Genomic DNA, 17412 nt, shown 5'->3' with positions numbered 1-17412 from the left:
CGCCGTCCGGGATCGCTCTGGGCGGATGCTTTCCGCGGGCACGGCCTCGGCCTCCTCGAGAAAACCGCTCTGCGGGGTCTTCGGACACGTGCTATTCCCGCAGGAGTCACCGGCCAGAGCAATCCCGGACTGGTGTAGTTGTATGATGTTATTTTAGCTGTTATATATGAAATAATAATAAGCAATCCTCTAACCAGCTCGGGGAAATACACGGAGACTCCTACGGGAAGAGAGGCATAGGTGAGACACTGAAATGCGTAGCATGAAGAGGCTCACCAGCCGCCCGTGGAAAGCGCAGTGTATTTCCCCGAGCGGTCGCCGAAGTAACTTGCTTCCTTTGTTCGTTACAAGTTCTAACACAAATAGCAGTTACGTCGCAGTTTACACATTTTCTGCAATCTCTACTTTTTTTCGGTGAGACGAGTAGCCGGAGTTCCAGCTTTTTAGATAAAAATTTAAAGTTAGAGGGAAATCAGAAACGATTATCTTTTGGGAATTTTCAAATCACACTTGACAAAACGTGCAATTTTCGGAATATTTAATAGTATACTAGATAGAGGAGGAAACGATATGCTGGATATACTTAATGAAATTAGTGGCTTTGTTTGGGGTCCTCCAACATTGATTTTAATTGTTGGAACTGGTTTATATTTAACTTTCAGACTGGGTTTTCTGCAAATCAAAGCATTACCTTATGCTTTGAAATATGCATTCAGCCCGAAAAGACAAGATAAAGAGTCGAAAGGTGACATTAGCCACTATCAGGCACTGACAACCGCAATGGCCGCCACCATAGGGACCGGTAATATTGTCGGGGTAGCAACAGCAGTAGTTGCTGGTGGCCCTGGGGCAGTATTTTGGATGTGGATTACAGCCCTATTCGGAATGGCGACGAAATATGGCGAGGCTGTACTGGCTGTTAAATATCGCGTCGTTAACAGCAAAGGGGAAATGTCAGGTGGACCAATGTATTACCTTGAAAGAGGCCTCAATGCAAAATGGTTAGGTGTCATTTTTGCCGTCTTCGGTGCTATCGCAGCATTCGGAATTGGCAATATGGTTCAGTCCAATTCTGTTTCTGATGTATTAGAATCATCCTTTAGTGTTCCTACCTGGGTTACAGGTATTGTCCTAACTATCCTGACTGGCTTGGTAATTCTTGGAGGAATTAAGAGTATCGGTAGAGTTACTGCATTTTTCGTGCCGATTATGGCATTATTTTATATTATCGGTGGTTTAGTGATTATGGTATTGAACCTGGATCTGATTCCTGCTGCTATCGGACTTATTTTTTCTGATGCGTTTACGGGAAGTGCTATAGGCGGGGGGATATTGGGAACTGTCATTAGATACGGGGTTGCCCGTGGTGTATTCTCCAATGAAGCTGGTCTTGGATCTGCACCAATTGCGGCAGCTGCAGCAAAGACAGACTATCCGGGACGACAAGGTCTCGTATCCATGACACAGGTGCTTTTTGATACGATTATCGTTTGTTCAATCACAGGTATCACTCTCGTTATGGCTAATATGTATTCCGGCGGGTTGGATGGAGCGCCTTTAACAAGTGCATCATTCTCTGCATTTTTAGGTGATGCTGGCGGATACTTAGTATCGATTGCCATCGTGTTCTTCGCATTTTCGACTCTTGTCGGCTGGTCATATTATGGCGAGAAATGTTTTGGCTATCTGTTTAAGAACGACAAAGCCATTTCCATCTATCGGATTTTTTTCGTGCTGGTTGTATTCTACGGAGCAATCGAATTAATTGATGTAGTATGGCTGATGGCTGACATCATGAACGCATTGATGGCAATTCCGAACCTGATTGGTCTGTTGGGACTATCCGGTGTGATCGTATATGAAACGAAGAAATTTATGAAAGTGGCGAAAGAGGAAAAGGAAGCTGAGAAAGCTGCAAAAGCGAAGTCAGCATAAATGAAAAGGTGGCTATCCTGACATCTCTTGGATAGCCACCTATGCTGTTTATGCAATCGGCTCGATGCATAGCGGGTCATTGTTTTTAGCCGAATTGACATAAGAGTCCACATTGTATGCAATAAATTCTTCATCCTCAAAACTCATTAATAATTGTTTAGCTTCATCCGGCTGCAGCTGATTCGGCTGGATCCAATCATCCTCATTGTCTTTAGGCAAAATGATTGGCATGCGATGATGAATGTCCTGCATAAAGTGATTTGCCTCTTTGGTTAATATCGTACATGTAAATAGAGTTTTATCCTCCTGAACCCACTTATCCCAGAGACCTGCAAACGTAAAAAGTTTCCGGTCTTTTACTTGGATTCTCTTCGGCTGCTTTTCGTTCTCTGTTTTTTTCCATTCATAAAAACTATCAGCCACAATTAAACATCTTTTCCGGGCCATTAGTTTTTTAAAACTAGGCTTTTCATTCGCAGTTTCACTTCTGGCATTAATCATTTTAAAACCAATTTTCTCGTTTTCTGCCCAGGAAGGCACCAGCCCCCACCGTAAATGACCTGCCCTTCTTTTTTCACCATCATTTATAATAGCAAGCACATTTTGTCCGGGTGCTACATTATAACTTGGATGAAATGAATCAATACTTTCATCCAGACCATATTCATCCAATATTTCGAGTTCATCAGCGAGCAAAGTATATCTTCCGCACATCCTGTCTCCCTCCCGTTCAGAAAATTTGGCATGCACCAAGCTTCTTCGGCGTATGCTTTAGTTGCTAAAATAAGCTAAAATCCCATTGATTGGCAATATGCTTCAATAATTTAATTCCAGCAATGCTGTTACCCTGTTTGTCAAGGGAAGGTCCATAGACACCAATTCCGCACCCATCAAGAAATGGAAAGTCATCCTCCCTCACCCTTGGCGGCACGACTGCCATTATCCCACCAGAAACACCACTTTTTGCAGGAATACCGACGTAAGCTGCAAATTTACCTGATGCATCATACATTCCACAAGTTAACATCATTGCTTTTGCAAGACGGCTTATTGCCCGTGGTATGATCTCTTCATTTGTATATGGGTCAAAGCCGTCATTTGACAATACTAAGCCGATTCTCGCAAGGTCATCAATAGTTATTTCGATGGAACATTGCTTAAAATATGTTTCCAAGGTTATTCCAAGATCAGATTCCAGATAGCCTCCCTCCAATAAATAGTAACCGATCGCACGGTTTCTCATGGAGGTATCCCGTTCAGATTCATATGTCTCAATATTTAACTCCGGACGATAGCCGATTATTTTTTCTAAGAGGAGGAAAAGTGTCTCCAATTTTTGGTCAGAGGTCTTTCCCTCAAGCATGGATGATACGGTAAGGGCTCCGGAATTGACCAATGGATTAAACGGTTTTTTAGGCTGAGATATTTGCAAATGCATGATGGAGTTGAAGGCTTCCCCTGTTGGTTCTACATCGACACGATTCAGCACATAGGCCAACCCTCTTTCCATACATGCTACAATAAATGTCAGCACTTTTGAAATGCTTTGGATTGTAAACTTTTCCTCTGTAATGCCCGACCTGATGGTTAGTCCGTTTTTTCCTATAATCGAAATCCCCAGCGCTTCCTGGTCTGCTCTTGCCAGTATAGGTATGTAGTCGGCCACCTCTCCGTCAACAGTCTGCTTCTTAAAAAAATCCACCCAGCTGTCGATATATTCCTGCAGCCATTTTTCATTGACTTCTGTATTTAAATTAGCTGACCCTTGTACCATTTACTACACCTCATTAGTGATATGTCTCTGTATTTGGGGTATACCCTGTATCCTTCTATTTTACCCATTTTCGTGCAAAATTAATAAGAGATCCGGGAAATCAAAAACGGTTTTAATTTGACGTGCAAAACGGCAATAACAGTGTTATTCACAAGTATAATAGCTTAAGAGAGCATTAGAAAACTTGGTTGTCAGCAAAAAGCCTTTCGGTGACAGCCTTAGTTGCACTTATGCAAGTAAGAAAGTTTATAATTTCTTACTTGCCAAAAAAGAGACCAGCCTAAGCTGGTCTCAAAAAGTAAATGCTATTTAATTAAAGTTACGCCATGGTCCTGTGATTAACATCTACGCCCCACACGTTCAGCAGGGAGCAGTCATTACATCGCTGACAGGATTCCTTGACTTTGAACATTACTTCCCGATAAATTGCTGTGTCCAGTGATTACCTTGTTCAACATAACCTACTCCGATGTGTGTGTAGTTACCATTTAGGATATTTGCACGGTGACCTTCACTATTCATCCAAGCGTTTACCACTTCTGCAGGTGTACGTTGTCCTTTTGCAATGTTTTCACCAGCAGTCTTGTAGGAGATGCCATAGCTCTTCATCATATCAAATGGTGAACCATGTGTTGGGCTATTATGATCGAAATAGTTGTTTACTGCCATGTCACGTGATTTTTCACGAGCTACTTTACTTAATTCTGTATCGATTTGCAATGCAGCCAAACCTTGTTTTGCTCTTTCTTGGTTAGTCAATTCTACTACTTCTTGCTCGAATTGGCTTAATTGTTGTGATTGTTCTTGATTTTGGCTAGGTTGCTCTTGTGGTTGTGCCGGTTGTTGAGTTGGTTGTTGTGCTGGTGCTTCTGGTTGTTCTTGTTTCGGTTGTTCTTGTTTTGGTTGTTCTTGTTTCGGTTGTTCTTGTTTTACTGGTTCTTCTTCAACAGGCTTTTCTGCTGCTGGTTGTTCCTGAACTGGTTCTTCTTTTGCAGGTTCTTCTTTCTCAGTTACTTTCTCTGGTTCAGATTGTTTTTCTGCTGCTTCTTCATTATTTTCTTTCTCTTCTTCTATTTTAAGTGACTGCCAATCGATGTCGTTCCAATTTATATCGAATCTATTTAATACGTTATCCAATAGTCCTTGAATATCGTTCTCTGAAACTACGTCAGCATCTCCATTCACAGAATAATAAGCTTTATATAAAGTATTGAATGACTGATTTTGATCTGCTGAAGCCTCGGCATTTGATGAAAAAGCTCCACCGAATAATAAAGTTGCTGATAGTGCTGTTACAACTCCTATTTTCTTAAACATTCCATGCACTCTCCTTTGATTTTTGTTGTTGTTTTTCTGTGCAAAATTATCTTATCACACGATTTTTGTAATAATTGAGGAAGGGATTACCATATTAGCTATTTTGTTATGGACAATTTTACCTATCAATCTCAAAACCTTATCTTCTATAGCAATGTTTGATAACCTTATTTCGGTTCTTGTGGAAAATGTTTATCGTGCAGGAAGATATTACTACAAAGATGGAGTTGACACCTTTTATAACAAGGGTTTATGTTACAACCTGCAATATTTTGTAACCAAAATGTCACTTGATTTTCCCTCTCTGAGTGTTTTAATTTTAAGAGTAACGTTCTTTATTTAAATCGGAAAATCAATTAAACCTTTCCAGTCGGATACAGGAAGAAAATTACCCTGAAACGGTTATTTCCTATAGAAGTGTTATAATATAATCTCTCATTATTGGAGGAACATAAAATGTTTTCAAATGCAGAAATCGGAATTGACTTAGGTACCGCAAATATTCTTATCTATTCAAAAACAAAAGGTGTCGTATTAAATGAGCCTTCTGTTGTGGCTATTGATATTAATACAAAGCAAGTAGTTGCTGTTGGTTTAGAAGCAAAAGAAATGGTCGGTAAAACACCCAAAAACATTGTGCCCATCCGTCCCTTAAAAGATGGCGTCATTGCTGATTATGATGTAACGGCACAAATGCTGAAGGAATTATTGAAAAAGGTAAGCAAGAAGCTTGGTATGTCCATGCGTAAACCGACAGTAGTCGTTTGTACTCCTTCTGGCAGTACAACTGTTGAACGACGTGCAATTCATAATGCAGTGACAAGCTACGGAGCAAAGCATGTTCATTTAATCGAAGAACCTGTTGCAGCGGCAATCGGGGCAGATCTTCCAGTTGATGAACCGATTGCAAATGTGGTTGTGGATATTGGTGGAGGAACTTCCGAAGTGGGGATCATTTCATTCGGAGGAATTGTATCCTGTAACTCTGTCCGTACTGGCGGAGATAAAATGGACGAGGAAATTATTCAGCATATCCGTAAGACTTACAACATTCTAATCGGTGAGCGTACGGCAGAGAACATTAAAATGGAAGTCGGATATGCGCATCCAAATCATAAAGAAACGATGATGGATATTCGAGGCCGTGACATGGTTACCGGTCTGCCTAAAACGATTGAAATCACTTCGACTGAAATCTATCATGCTATCAAAGAATCTCTTGAGCAAATACTGGAAGCAATCCGTGCTACATTGGAAGAATGTCCGCCTGAGTTGAGCGGGGATATCGTTGATAACGGAATTGTTTTAACAGGCGGAGGATCTCTGTTAAATGGCATGCAGGAATGGCTGTCTGAGGAAATCAGCGTTCCAGTGCACATGGCTCCAAACCCACTTGAATCAGTGGCAATCGGAACTGGACGTGCTTTAAAGATGATTGGAAAATTACAGAAAGCAGCAAAATAATCTGATCAGCTCGTACAGAATTTTTGTATGAGCTTCTCAACTTTTCAAAAGAAAACGTTTACAAATATTTCAGAATGATGTATAATCTTTACTAACCAGCCGTGCAGAAACGTATTCCACGTTAAAACACACGGTGACAGCAACTTAACAATAAAATTAACTGCCTAATTTGTTCGCATGCCCTTTCCAGGGAATGCATCAACAAATAAAAGCCAGTTCAAATTGAATTGCAGAAACACTGCATTCTTTTGAGCTGGCTTTTTTTAGGCACAAAAGCGGAAGCGCCTTGATCACCCCCGACAAGCTTAAGTAGAAACTACCAGTGGCATTCTTTGCCACAGGTAGTTTCTACTTAAGACCTCGAGGGGGTAGGCGCTGGAGCTGGACGTTCAAAAGCGCAAGCGCCCGGCTAGCGAATATCAAGTTCCCCTGCCGGCAGGATCCGCTATCACTTAAGAAAGGAGGTTCCATATGACTGGTGCGTTAAATGGCATTAAAGTTCTCGACCTTACCCGCGTGCTTGCAGGACCATATTGCACGATGATCCTCGGTGACCTTGGTGCTGAGGTGATAAAAGTGGAAGCGCCCGGTGGCAGTGATGAAACTCGTGGATGGGGTCCCCCCTTCAAAAATGGAGTAAGTGCCTATTATCTTTGTGCAAACCGCAATAAAAAAAGCATCACAATCGATTTAAAAACTGATGAAGGGATATCTATGATCAAGCAGCTGATCGCTGAGTCAGACGTTATCATCAATAATTTTAAAGTGGATACGATGGAGCGATTTGGACTGGATTATGAGACGGCAGCGAAGATAAATCCTGGCATAATCTATTGTTCTATTACCGGCTTCGGTGAGACTGGCCCGTACAAAAATATGCCAGGTTACGATTTCATCATCCAGGCAATGAGTGGACTAATGAGCATCACCGGCACAGAGGAATCAGGACCACAAAAAATGGGTGTTGCAATAACCGATATTTTAACAGGCTTGTATGCATGTATTGGCATCCAGGCTGCATTACATGAACGAACACAGTCCGGAATAGGACAAAAACTTGATATTTCACTTTATGATTCCGCAGTAAGCTCCCTCGTTAATGTAGGAAGCAATTATTTAATGTCCGGAAAAATCCCTTCTCCACTTGGGAACAGCCATGCAAACATTGTTCCATACCAGACATTTTCCACAAAGGATGGAGAAATGGTGATTGCAGTTGGAAATGATAATCAGTTTAAAAAACTGAGTTCTATAATAGAGAAGACTGATTTAGCAACCGATGGGAGATTTCTCACAAATGCAGACAGAGTTGAACACAGGGGTGTACTAGTTAAGTTGTTGCAGGAAGTATTTTTAACCAAACCAACCGCATACTGGCTGGGAAAGTGTCATGAAAATAATATTCCCTGTGGACCAATCCAAAATATTGCCGAAGTAAATATGGACCCGCAGCTACAGGAAAGGGAAATGTTTGTTGATTACGAGCATCCTACCGCAGGCACGGTAAAAGTAATTGGCAGCCCCCTGAAGCTATCCAGAACGCCTGTAAGCTATGATCTTCCTCCACCAGATCCCGGTGAGCACAATAGTGAAATACTCTCAAAAATAAGGACAATGGAAAACGACTAATAAGGAGATGATTTTATGAACTTTGAATTTACGGAAGAACAAAAAATGCTGCGCCAAACGGTGAGAAGCTTTACGGACAAGGAAATCATGCCATATATTGCTGATTGGGACCGCGATGGAAAATTTGACCCCACAATCATGAAGAAACTTGCAGATCTGGGGTTAATGGGAGTTTGCATTCCAGAAGAATACGGTGGAAGCGGGATGGATTATAATTCGCTCGCCATCGTGTGCGAAGAACTTGAACGTGGTGACACAGCTTTCCGAACCGCCGTTTCCGTTCACACTGGTCTGAACAGCATGACACTGCTTCAGTGGGGGAATGAAAAACAAAAACAAAAATATCTTAAACCCCAGGCAAAAGGGGATAAAATTGGTGCATTCGGCCTTACAGAGCCAGGAGCAGGTTCTGATGTTGCATCACTACAATCCACCGCTGTTAAAGAGGACGACCACTACATTTTAAATGGACAGAAAACATGGATTTCCCTTTGTGATACTGCTGATAATTTCATCGTGTTTGCCTACACAGGTGATCGTACAGAGAAACATAAAGGAATATCAGCATTTATCGTAGAACGCTCCTGGGAAGGGTTCTCCTCAAAGGCTATCAAAGGGAAGCATGGTATACGTTCTGGAAATACCGGGGAATTATTTTTTGAAAATGTGAAGGTTCCTGAAGAGAACCTTCTTGGTGAAGAGGGGGAAGGATTCAAGATTGCAATGGCTGCCTTGGATAATGGTCGCTTTACGGTGGCAGCAGGTGCTGTTGGGCAAATCATGGCCTGTCTTGAATCAAGCATCAAATACTGTCATGAGAGAAAAACATTTGGAAAAGAAATCGGAAGACATCAGCTCGTTCAGCAGATGATAGCAAAAATGGAAGCGGGATATCAAATGAGCAGGTTATTGGTCTACCGTGCAGGTGAATTGAAGAATCAAGGTAAGCGAAATACGAGAGAAACCTCCCTTGCCAAGTGGCAGGCTTGTGACTTTGCAAATAAAGCAGCAGATGATGCATTACAGATTCATGGTGCTTATGGGTACTCCGATGAATATCCGGTGGAGCGTTATTTACGTAATTCAAAAGCTCCGGTCATTTATGAGGGAACAAGGGAAATCCATACCATTATGCAGGCAGAATATGTGCTTGGCTACCGGGAAGATAGGCAATTGAACAAAATGCTTCCTGCCTGGGATGGTCAGACTGAATTAGTTTAATAGTTTTGACCACCTACCAACCTAGCAAAAGCCCACCCTCATTCATGAGGGTGGGTTTCCTGATTCCTTATATAGTTTTCGTACTGTTTGTATAAATCTGTAAGCGCACTGGCAACTGCATTGCCTGCTTTACCTAAATAATGCGTTTTAACTTCTTCAAGTGGCTTTTTTAATCCATCCTGAAGACTATGACCTCTCAGCAATTGTTGAACGAATTCTCTCCCGTGATCTGTTGCCAGTGTACAATTTGCTGTAACGATGACCCCGTATTTTTTATCGATTTCAGCCGTAATTGTCAGCGTTTCATAGATGCTCTTAGCGGCCATGCCTGATGGCAGTCTTGCGTGTCCTGCAATAAAAACTGTTTTCACTAATTGGTCATTCCTTTCACTGTCAACTTATTGCTTAACATCTTTAAACAGATGCAGTATTTTCAACAAGCACCGATTCGACAATTTGCACGCCGCGATCTGCCATTTCCTTAATATACTGTTCTCCAGGAACAATTTGTTCAGGTGGGTAAACACCTTTCTTGGAAATAGTTCCGTTTCCGATCATTTGAGCGACAACAGAAATCGTGTTTGCGGTTGCCCTTGCCATAGCGGTAACATTCGTTTTCCGATCTTTATATGTTGCCAGTTCATATTTGCAGGAGGCTTCAGCACTCCCCTTTTCCCCTGCCACAATAACCCTCAATAGCACCGCATCATCTTTTTCCCCCAGTTTTACGATAGGATCGAGAACTTTTAAAAACACTTCCCGGGGACTGATCATTTTACCGTTCACTTCAACTTCATAATCATTTCTTGTCAGATTTAAATCAACGAGCAGCTTAAACTTTTCCGCATGGCCCGGATAGCGAATCGTTTTATATTCCAATGTTTCCACATTCGGAAAAGAAAGAGGGAGCGTGGAAGTTCCCCCTGATGTATGGAAAGCTTCAAGCGGGCCGAATTTTTCAAAATGGATTGTTTCAACCTCACTAAGTGATGGAATTTCCTGTCTGATACCATTCCTTATTATTAAGGATGGGTCAGTATAATGGTCAAAGACGCCTTCCATGGAAAATACGTGATTATATTCAAATGGGGGTTCTGGCTTAACTGGAATACCTCCCACAAATAGCTTGATGGATTTCACGTGATCCAATTTACTTGCACCATAACCGGAGAGAATATTGATCATACCTGGCGCCACACCAAGGTCGGGTATGAGTGTTACTCCTGCCGCTTTTGCTTCTGCATCCATCATAAGTACTTTGTCCGTCATATGCCCGATATGTCCCCCCAGGTCTACGGAGCATACCCCAACTTCAATAGCTGTTTTCGCTACAATTTCATTAAATGAATAAAACAGTGCATTAACAATCACATCAAAGTTACTCATATAGTCGGCAAGTTCTTCTTTGTTCGCTGCATTAACCTGATATGCTTTTATTTTAGGTGAATTGAGCTGATTACAAACTGATTGCGCGCGATGGATATCGATATCTGCAAGACCTACGGAAGCAACTCCTTCACTTGCTGCAAGATCACGTGCTGTTTCCTTTCCCATTAACCCGGAGCCAAGTACTCCAATTTTCATATCATTCACTCCCTGCAGTTTTTTTGATATGTCACTCTATGGTAGCTTATGATTCCACATCGATCTGTGCGCGCTGCAGTTTTCCGCTGTAATCCACATAAATTGCCTTCCACTCCGTAAACACATCCAAAGCCTGGATGCCTGAGTCTCTATGTCCATTTCCAGTACCTTTTGTGCCTCCAAATGGCAGATGAATCTCAGCCCCGGTAGTTCCTGCATTTACATAAACGATCCCTGTATCGAGGTCACGTTGTGCTTTAAACACACGATTCACATCATTGGTGAATATTGAACTGGAAAGACCATATGTTACCCCATTATTTACGTCAATCGCCTCTTCAAAGCTCTTTACAGATATAAGAGAGACAACCGGACCGAAAATTTCTTCCTGCGCAATTCTCATTTCAGCGCTGACATCGGTAAATAATGTCGGTGCAAAATAGTATCCTTTTTGATGATCTCCCTCCGTAAGTTCATATCCACCTGCAAGTAACCTCGCTCCCTCTTCTTTCCCTATTTCAATGTAGCGCTTGATTTTATCTATCCCTGCCTGATTAATAATCGGCCCTACCTTAATCGATTCATCCAACCCATTACCAATCGACAGCCCATCCATTGCAGCAAGCAATCTTTCCTCAAGTGTTTGCTTTACTTTTTCATGGACGATCACGCGGCTGCAGGCAGTACAGCGTTGTCCACTAGTTCCGAAAGCACTCCATAAAATTCCTTCAACAGCAAGGTCCAAATCAGCATCATCCATCACGATAACTGCATTCTTTCCTCCCATTTCGAGGGAAACTTTCTTTAACTGCTTCCCACATTCGCTTGCAATATTTCGGCCAGTATCATTTGAACCTGTAAAAGAAATGACACGAATATCATCATGATGTACCATCGCATCTCCTACAACTGATCCTTTCCCAAATATAACATTGACAATTCCTTTAGGAAGTCCAGCCTCTTCAAAAATTTTAGCAAGCTCATAGGCCATGATCGGTGTTTCAGTTGCAGGCTTCCAAATAACAGCATTTCCCGAAACGATGGCTGGGAATGACTTCCAGGTGGCAATCGCAATCGGAAAATTCCATGGTGTGATAATCCCGACAACTCCGACAGGGCAGCGTTGACTCATTGCAAATTTATCCTTCAGCTCGGCTGGCGTAGTCTGGCCGAATAAACGCCGTCCTTCACCTGCCATATAAAACGCCATATCGATTCCTTCCTGAACTTCCCCGCGTGCCTCTTCAATTACCTTGCCATTTTCCATCGTGAGCAATTGAGACAATCTTTCTTTACGCTCTTTCATCATATAACCGATACGATATAATACTTCCGCGCGTTGCGGAGCAGGAACAAGAGCCCAATCTTTCTGTGCTTTCTTTGCTGCCTGTACTGCAGCATCCACACTTTCCGCTTCAGATAAGGGTACTTGGACGATTTCCTCCCCTGTTGCTGGATTGATTACGGCCGTCGTGTTATTTACTTCCACCCATTCTCCATTAATATAGTTACTAAGTTTCTGAACATCCAATGATAACGCTGTCATAATCATTTTCCCTCCTTATAAGTAAATGAAATTCTATCCCCAAATACTTAAGACTACTGCAGTAAGGGCACACGCTTATCAATTAAAGACTTACATCTTAAGTATAAATGAGTACAATCCAATTGTACAACTGTTTTTAAAATACTGAATTTTGTTATCAGAAACCATCTATTTTATTATTTACTCAACTTTCGCAGAAGGAAATAGATAAATAAGCCTTGGCAGAATTAGGATGGCGTGAGTTGCACTGCTGAAGTTGACTTTGGATTAACTATTTGCACTGAGTAGCCTGGATACACCTGTACCCCATCGTTCTTTTAGTTTCACAGCTTTTTATTCGCAGTTTGTGTAAACTGCGAAGTAACTCAGGTTTTTTTAGGAGATATGTGCATCTGCTGCCGTCCGGGATCGCTCTGGGCGGATGCTTTCCGCGGGCACGGCCTCAGCCCCCAAGAGAAAACCACTCTTCTGGTCTTCGGACACGTGCTTTTCCCGCAGGAGTCACCGCCCGCCCGCTCACCCGGTCTGGTGAAGCTGTATGATGCTATTCCTGCTACTACATGAATAGTAATTAGCAGCAATCTTCAATTTAGCTCGGGGAAATACACGGAGACTTCTGCGGGAGCAGAGGCATAGGTGAGACAGCGCAGCGCTTTAGCGCAAGTTGGCTCACCAGCCGCCCGCGAAAAGCGCAGTGTATTTCCCAGAGCGGTCACCGAAGATGCTCATTAGGCTGTGACGCATTCTCTATCAACTATGCAATAATTAAAAAGCAAACCATCTTGTAAATAGCTTTATTTTCATCAGGTTCGCAAGGGGATTATTAGAGACATTCCAAGTTTAACCCAGTTAACTGTTTAAGCTAATTTTCTTGGTGCGAAAGTTGAGTTATTTACCAATCAACTTTGACAATAAATAAGTTCCAATAGGTAACTGGGTTAAACGTAAAATGTCTGTTTTCCTAAATTTAAAGCAGAACCCGTGTATGTTATACTAAATAGATATTTCTTAGGACAGAAAGGATATAGACATCATGGATAAGAAAAAAGATCAATGGTCGACGAAGCTCGGCTTTATATTATCATCAGCAGGCGCAGCAATTGGCCTCGGAGCAATCTGGAAATTCCCTTATATGACTGGAATGAATGGTGGAGGCGCATTTTTCCTCGTGTTTATTGCATTCACGATTATTATTGGCCTTCCATTACTGATCGCAGAATTTATTATCGGCAGAGGCGCACAGAAGGAAGCTGTCAGTGCATACAAGACACTCGCTCCAAAATCCCCGTGGTCTTTTATCGGTATCTGGGGTGTGGTGGGAGCTTTCATCCTCATGTCCTTCTACAGTGTAGTAGGTGGATGGGTATTGATTTACAGTGCCCTATCCGTACCAGGAATGGTTATTCAAGACAATGTAAACTATCCTGAGCTATTTGCTGCAGTCACTGGAAATCCCTTTATAACTGTTATGGGACTGGCATTATTCGTGCTTATCAATATCATTGTTATTTCGTATGGAATAAAAGATGGAATCGAGAAATCTAGTAAACTTTTAATGCCATTACTATTTGTATTCTTTATTGTTATCGTTATTCGTTCCGTTACATTTGAAGGAGCAATGGAAGGCATCCGTTTTTTCCTCCAGCCTGATTTCTCCAAGCTAACGGGGGAAAATGTACTCTACGCACTTGGACAAGCATTCTTTTCCTTAGCTGTCGGTATCTCCGTTATGGTCACTTACAGCTCTTATCTGAAAAAAGACGTCAGCCTGCCAGCAGCTGCAGGGTCTGTAGGACTGATGAATATTTTCGTATCCTTGCTCGCAGGTCTTGCAATATTTCCGGTTGTATTTGCCTTTGGACTGGAACCGGCGGAAGGTCCTGGACTACTTTTCATCGTACTTCCTGAGGCTTTTGCCCAGATGCCGTTCGGTGAAATTTTCCTAAGCTTATTTTTACTGTTGTTTCTATTTGCTGTTTTAACCTCTTCGTTCAGCATGCTCGAAATCATTACATCAGCATTTACGGAGAATACGGAAAGATCACGTAAAAAGGTTTCTATCATCGCCGGGTTAATTGTTTTCATAGCAGGTATTCCCGCTGCATTATCTTCCAACCTGCTTTCTGACTTCAAACTATTTGGTCTCACTGTTTTCGATGCCAGCGACTTTTTGGTAAGCAACATTATGCTTCCGGCCGGATGTCTGTTCATTGCTTTGTTTATCGGTTTCAGAATGGATAAGACGTTGATCAAGCAGGAATTTTCTTATGGCCATAATTTACCGTACAGTACGTATCAAATATGGTTTCAGCTGATGCGCTGGGTCGTCCCTGTCACGATAATAATCGTTTTTCTTAGCTCTTTAGGGGTATTATAAATATATATTGATATCGTTTATTTTTTCCAAGCTTGGATTTCGATGGAAGCTTAAATGGAGTATATGAACCGGGAAAATATGTGAAACTTACCTAAAGGAGAGAATTCAATGCCTCAGAAAATTGTAATTGTCGGTGGTGTTGGCGGAGGAGCTACCGTCGCTTCCCAAATACGCAGAACTGATAAAGACGCAGAAATTTTTCTGTTCGAAAAGTGCGGGTATATTTCTTTTGCCAATTGCGGTATGCCATATCATATTGGTGGTACGGTAGAGAAACGGGATACGCTATTATACCCAGTGGAGAAATTTGCCGAAAAATATAATGTGAACGTCCATATAGACACGGAAGTCATGTCCATTAACAGGAGACATAAAACCATTCAATATAAACGCAACGGGACTAGCAATGAAACATCCTATGACAAATTAATTCTCTCTCCCGGAGCATCGCCAATTGTTCCGAATGTGGAAGGAATTGATAACAGCCGCACGTTCACATTGAGGACAATCGAGGATATGGACCGGATCAATGAATTTATCAGCAGCTCCCATCCTGAAAAGACGACAATCATTGGAGGCGGCTTTATCGGTTTGGAAATGCTTGAAAATCTGCATGCATTAAAGTTAAATTGTACCATCATAGACCGCTCCCCACACCTGATCAAAAGTGTTGATGGTGATATGGCTGAAATTGTCGAGGATCATCTGAAGGAAAAAAATATCGAAGTTCTCTTAAATGATGGTTTAGCGGCCTTCGAAAATGATGGAAAAACATTGGTATTAAACAGCGGGAAAAAAATTAATACCGATATGACGATATTGGCAGTCGGCATTAAACCGAACACAAAGCTTGCTGCAGAAGCCTCATTGGAGCTTGGAAACTCTGGAGCGATAGCGGTCAATGAATTTATGCAAACAAATGACCCAGACATCTATGCCTTGGGGGATGCCGTTGAAGTTCGTGATTTTCTGACCGGCTCACCGAAAAAAATCGCACTTGCATGGCCAGCGCACAGACAGGCATATATTATTTCCAGTCACTTGAGTAACAATCCTGTACCATATCAAGGAAACCTGGGATCTTCCATTTTAAAAGTCCTTGACCTAACGGTTGCTGCTACTGGTCATAACAGTGCAACACTGGAAGAAGAGGGAAGAATATTTAAGCATACGAAGCTTTCTGCTTATTCACATGCCGCATACTATCCCGATTCGAAGAAATTGTGGATTAAGATCTTTTACAATGGCGATACCGGTTTACTGTATGGTGCCAATGTTGTTGGGTATGAGGGTGTCGATAAACGGATGGCAGTCCTTGCTACCGCCATTAAGGGAAGATTGACAGTAAATAACCTTTCTGAACTGGAACTCGGTTATTCGCCAGTCTATTCCAGTTCCAAAGATCCAATCAATATAATAGGCTATAAAGCACAAGAGGAGTTAAATTAAAAAACTTAGAAAAGCTTCATTTCATGTCCATTAAAAATAGAGAAATCCTGACTCTTAAGTGGTCGGATTTCTCTATTTTAAGTGTGAATCTCAATCGACTTCAAATTGGTAGATCAGTTCGTAGCTTTTCTCATCCAACAATTCTGCTACATGAACTTGGACGCCATGGCCAAATACGATTTCATCTTCTGTCATAGCCACAATCATTGCTTTCGTATTATTTCGAACATCCAGATAGATATCTCCTACAGCCGGTTTTAATGTCTCATCATTTTCAGCAAGGTAACTAATGGATTCATCCTGCAGCTGCTGCTCTTCTGGTACCAGATTTTTATCATAGTATGCTATTTCCTGACTTGCATCCTGTCTGCCAGGAACCATGACTACGTATTCGTTATGTTTAACTCCATTATCACGTGTCGTTATTACATTTCCATCCTCGACACTTTCCACTTTTTCGATTTCATTCAGCGAGTAGTGGTCAAGAAAATCCGGTGCGGGTTTTACGATCAGAATATAATCGCCCGGTTGTGGCTTTGCATACTGGTCAATTGTATAGCGTTTCCCGTAGAAAATGAACGTATCATTGTGCTGCGGTTTATAATGTTGGATTTCACTGGACTTTGTCAGAACCTGTTTCATATCCTTCAAACGATACATGTGAATTGACTTTTTGAACATTGGTTTCACTGAATACACTTTGTGGAGTTCATTTTCATAAAATACAAATTGCCCTTTTCTTACTTGATACAGCTTCATTTCGTTTCCTCCTCATATGAATCCTTGAGTTCATTATAACGATTTTTAATAATAAATACAGTCCACGGTTATTTTCCCTTATTATATAGGCTTTTAAACATAGAAATTTTAATATCGCGCAATTTTTCCCATAGGTGCATAAGACAATTCTGTACCTGCTTCGCCAAACCCGTCTAAAAAATATACTTGCTTCGGTACTAGGTTTATTCAACCACATATGTCTCTTCTGGAGCTTGGGAGATAAATGGAGATTGATTTCCTGCAGTCAGCATTACCAGTGCATGCATTGCTCTTGTAATCTTATGAATAGTTATGTTTTTGTCCATATCGTAGAAACTACTAATACAACAAGGATTA

Annotated in this window: 13 protein-coding genes; 6 read left to right on the top strand and 7 right to left on the bottom strand. The window is 41.6% G+C overall.

What is annotated here, in order from left to right; translation table 11 throughout:
* Positions 1–570 precede the first annotated feature (570 nt).
* Positions 571–1935, top strand: a complete 1365-nt coding sequence (locus A4245_RS13220) for an alanine/glycine:cation symporter family protein (protein WP_067728694.1) — start codon at positions 571–573, stop codon at positions 1933–1935.
* A 48-nt stretch (positions 1936–1983) separates the two neighbouring features.
* Here A4245_RS13220 and A4245_RS13215 read toward each other — a convergent pair whose 3' ends face one another.
* The 3 genes from A4245_RS13215 to A4245_RS13205 all read right to left on the bottom strand — a co-directional run bounded on the left by A4245_RS13215 (position 1984) and on the right by A4245_RS13205 (position 5026).
* On the bottom strand, positions 1984–2649 hold the full coding sequence (locus A4245_RS13215) for an SOS response-associated peptidase (protein ID WP_067728692.1): 666 nt from the start codon (positions 2647–2649) through the stop codon (positions 1984–1986).
* Between the two features lie 64 nt (positions 2650–2713).
* Positions 2714–3709, bottom strand: a complete 996-nt coding sequence (locus A4245_RS13210) for a glutaminase (RefSeq protein WP_067728690.1) — start codon at positions 3707–3709, stop codon at positions 2714–2716.
* 411 nt (positions 3710–4120) lie between these two features.
* Positions 4121–5026, bottom strand: a complete 906-nt coding sequence (locus A4245_RS13205) for a CAP domain-containing protein (RefSeq protein ID WP_067728688.1) — start codon at positions 5024–5026, stop codon at positions 4121–4123.
* A gap of 456 nt (positions 5027–5482) precedes the next feature.
* Here A4245_RS13205 and mreBH point away from each other — a divergent pair, with 456 nt between their 5' ends.
* From mreBH to A4245_RS13190, 3 genes are all read left to right on the top strand, one after another.
* Positions 5483–6490 (top strand): rod-share determining protein MreBH, encoded by a 1008-nt coding sequence (gene mreBH, locus A4245_RS13200; RefSeq protein WP_067728686.1) that lies wholly within the window; start codon positions 5483–5485, stop codon positions 6488–6490.
* Between the two features lie 471 nt (positions 6491–6961).
* Complete coding sequence (locus A4245_RS13195) at positions 6962–8119, top strand: CaiB/BaiF CoA transferase family protein (RefSeq protein WP_067728683.1); 1158 nt, start codon at positions 6962–6964, stop codon at positions 8117–8119.
* Positions 8120–8134: 15 nt separating this feature from the next.
* Positions 8135–9340 carry an acyl-CoA dehydrogenase family protein gene (locus A4245_RS13190; protein ID WP_067728681.1) on the top strand — a complete coding sequence of 402 codons (1206 nt, stop codon included), beginning with the start codon at positions 8135–8137 and terminating at the stop codon, positions 9338–9340.
* Between the two features lie 38 nt (positions 9341–9378).
* On the opposite strand, the gene A4245_RS13185 is transcribed toward A4245_RS13190, so the two are convergent.
* The 3 genes from A4245_RS13185 to A4245_RS13175 are packed head-to-tail and all read right to left on the bottom strand — an operon-like array spanning position 9379 to position 12470.
* Complete coding sequence (locus A4245_RS13185; RefSeq protein ID WP_067728679.1) at positions 9379–9711, bottom strand: DUF3870 domain-containing protein; 333 nt, start codon at positions 9709–9711, stop codon at positions 9379–9381.
* Positions 9712–9754: 43 nt separating this feature from the next.
* Positions 9755–10942 carry a saccharopine dehydrogenase family protein gene (locus tag A4245_RS13180; RefSeq protein WP_267886918.1) on the bottom strand — a complete coding sequence of 396 codons (1188 nt, stop codon included), beginning with the start codon at positions 10940–10942 and terminating at the stop codon, positions 9755–9757.
* Positions 10943–10970: 28 nt separating this feature from the next.
* Positions 10971–12470: an aldehyde dehydrogenase family protein gene (locus tag A4245_RS13175; protein ID WP_067728675.1), complete on the bottom strand. Its 1500-nt coding sequence runs from the start codon at positions 12468–12470 to the stop codon at positions 10971–10973.
* A 1033-nt stretch (positions 12471–13503) separates the two neighbouring features.
* Between A4245_RS13175 and A4245_RS13170 the strand changes: the two genes are divergently transcribed.
* Both A4245_RS13170 and A4245_RS13165 read left to right on the top strand, forming a co-directional pair.
* Entirely contained in the window at positions 13504–14847 is a 1344-nt protein-coding gene (locus A4245_RS13170; RefSeq protein ID WP_067728673.1) for a sodium-dependent transporter, read from the top strand.
* A gap of 108 nt (positions 14848–14955) precedes the next feature.
* Positions 14956–16296: a CoA-disulfide reductase gene (locus A4245_RS13165; protein WP_067728672.1), complete on the top strand. Its 1341-nt coding sequence runs from the start codon at positions 14956–14958 to the stop codon at positions 16294–16296.
* Positions 16297–16386: 90 nt separating this feature from the next.
* On the opposite strand, the gene A4245_RS13160 is transcribed toward A4245_RS13165, so the two are convergent.
* Complete coding sequence (locus A4245_RS13160; protein WP_067728670.1) at positions 16387–17055, bottom strand: hypothetical protein; 669 nt, start codon at positions 17053–17055, stop codon at positions 16387–16389.
* Positions 17056–17412 lie beyond the last annotated feature (357 nt).

Source organism: Oceanobacillus damuensis (genome assembly GCF_001618145.1).
Classification (GTDB): Bacteria; Bacillota; Bacilli; order Bacillales; family Amphibacillaceae; genus Oceanobacillus; species Oceanobacillus damuensis.
This window is presented reverse-complemented; position numbering and strand designations above follow the sequence as displayed.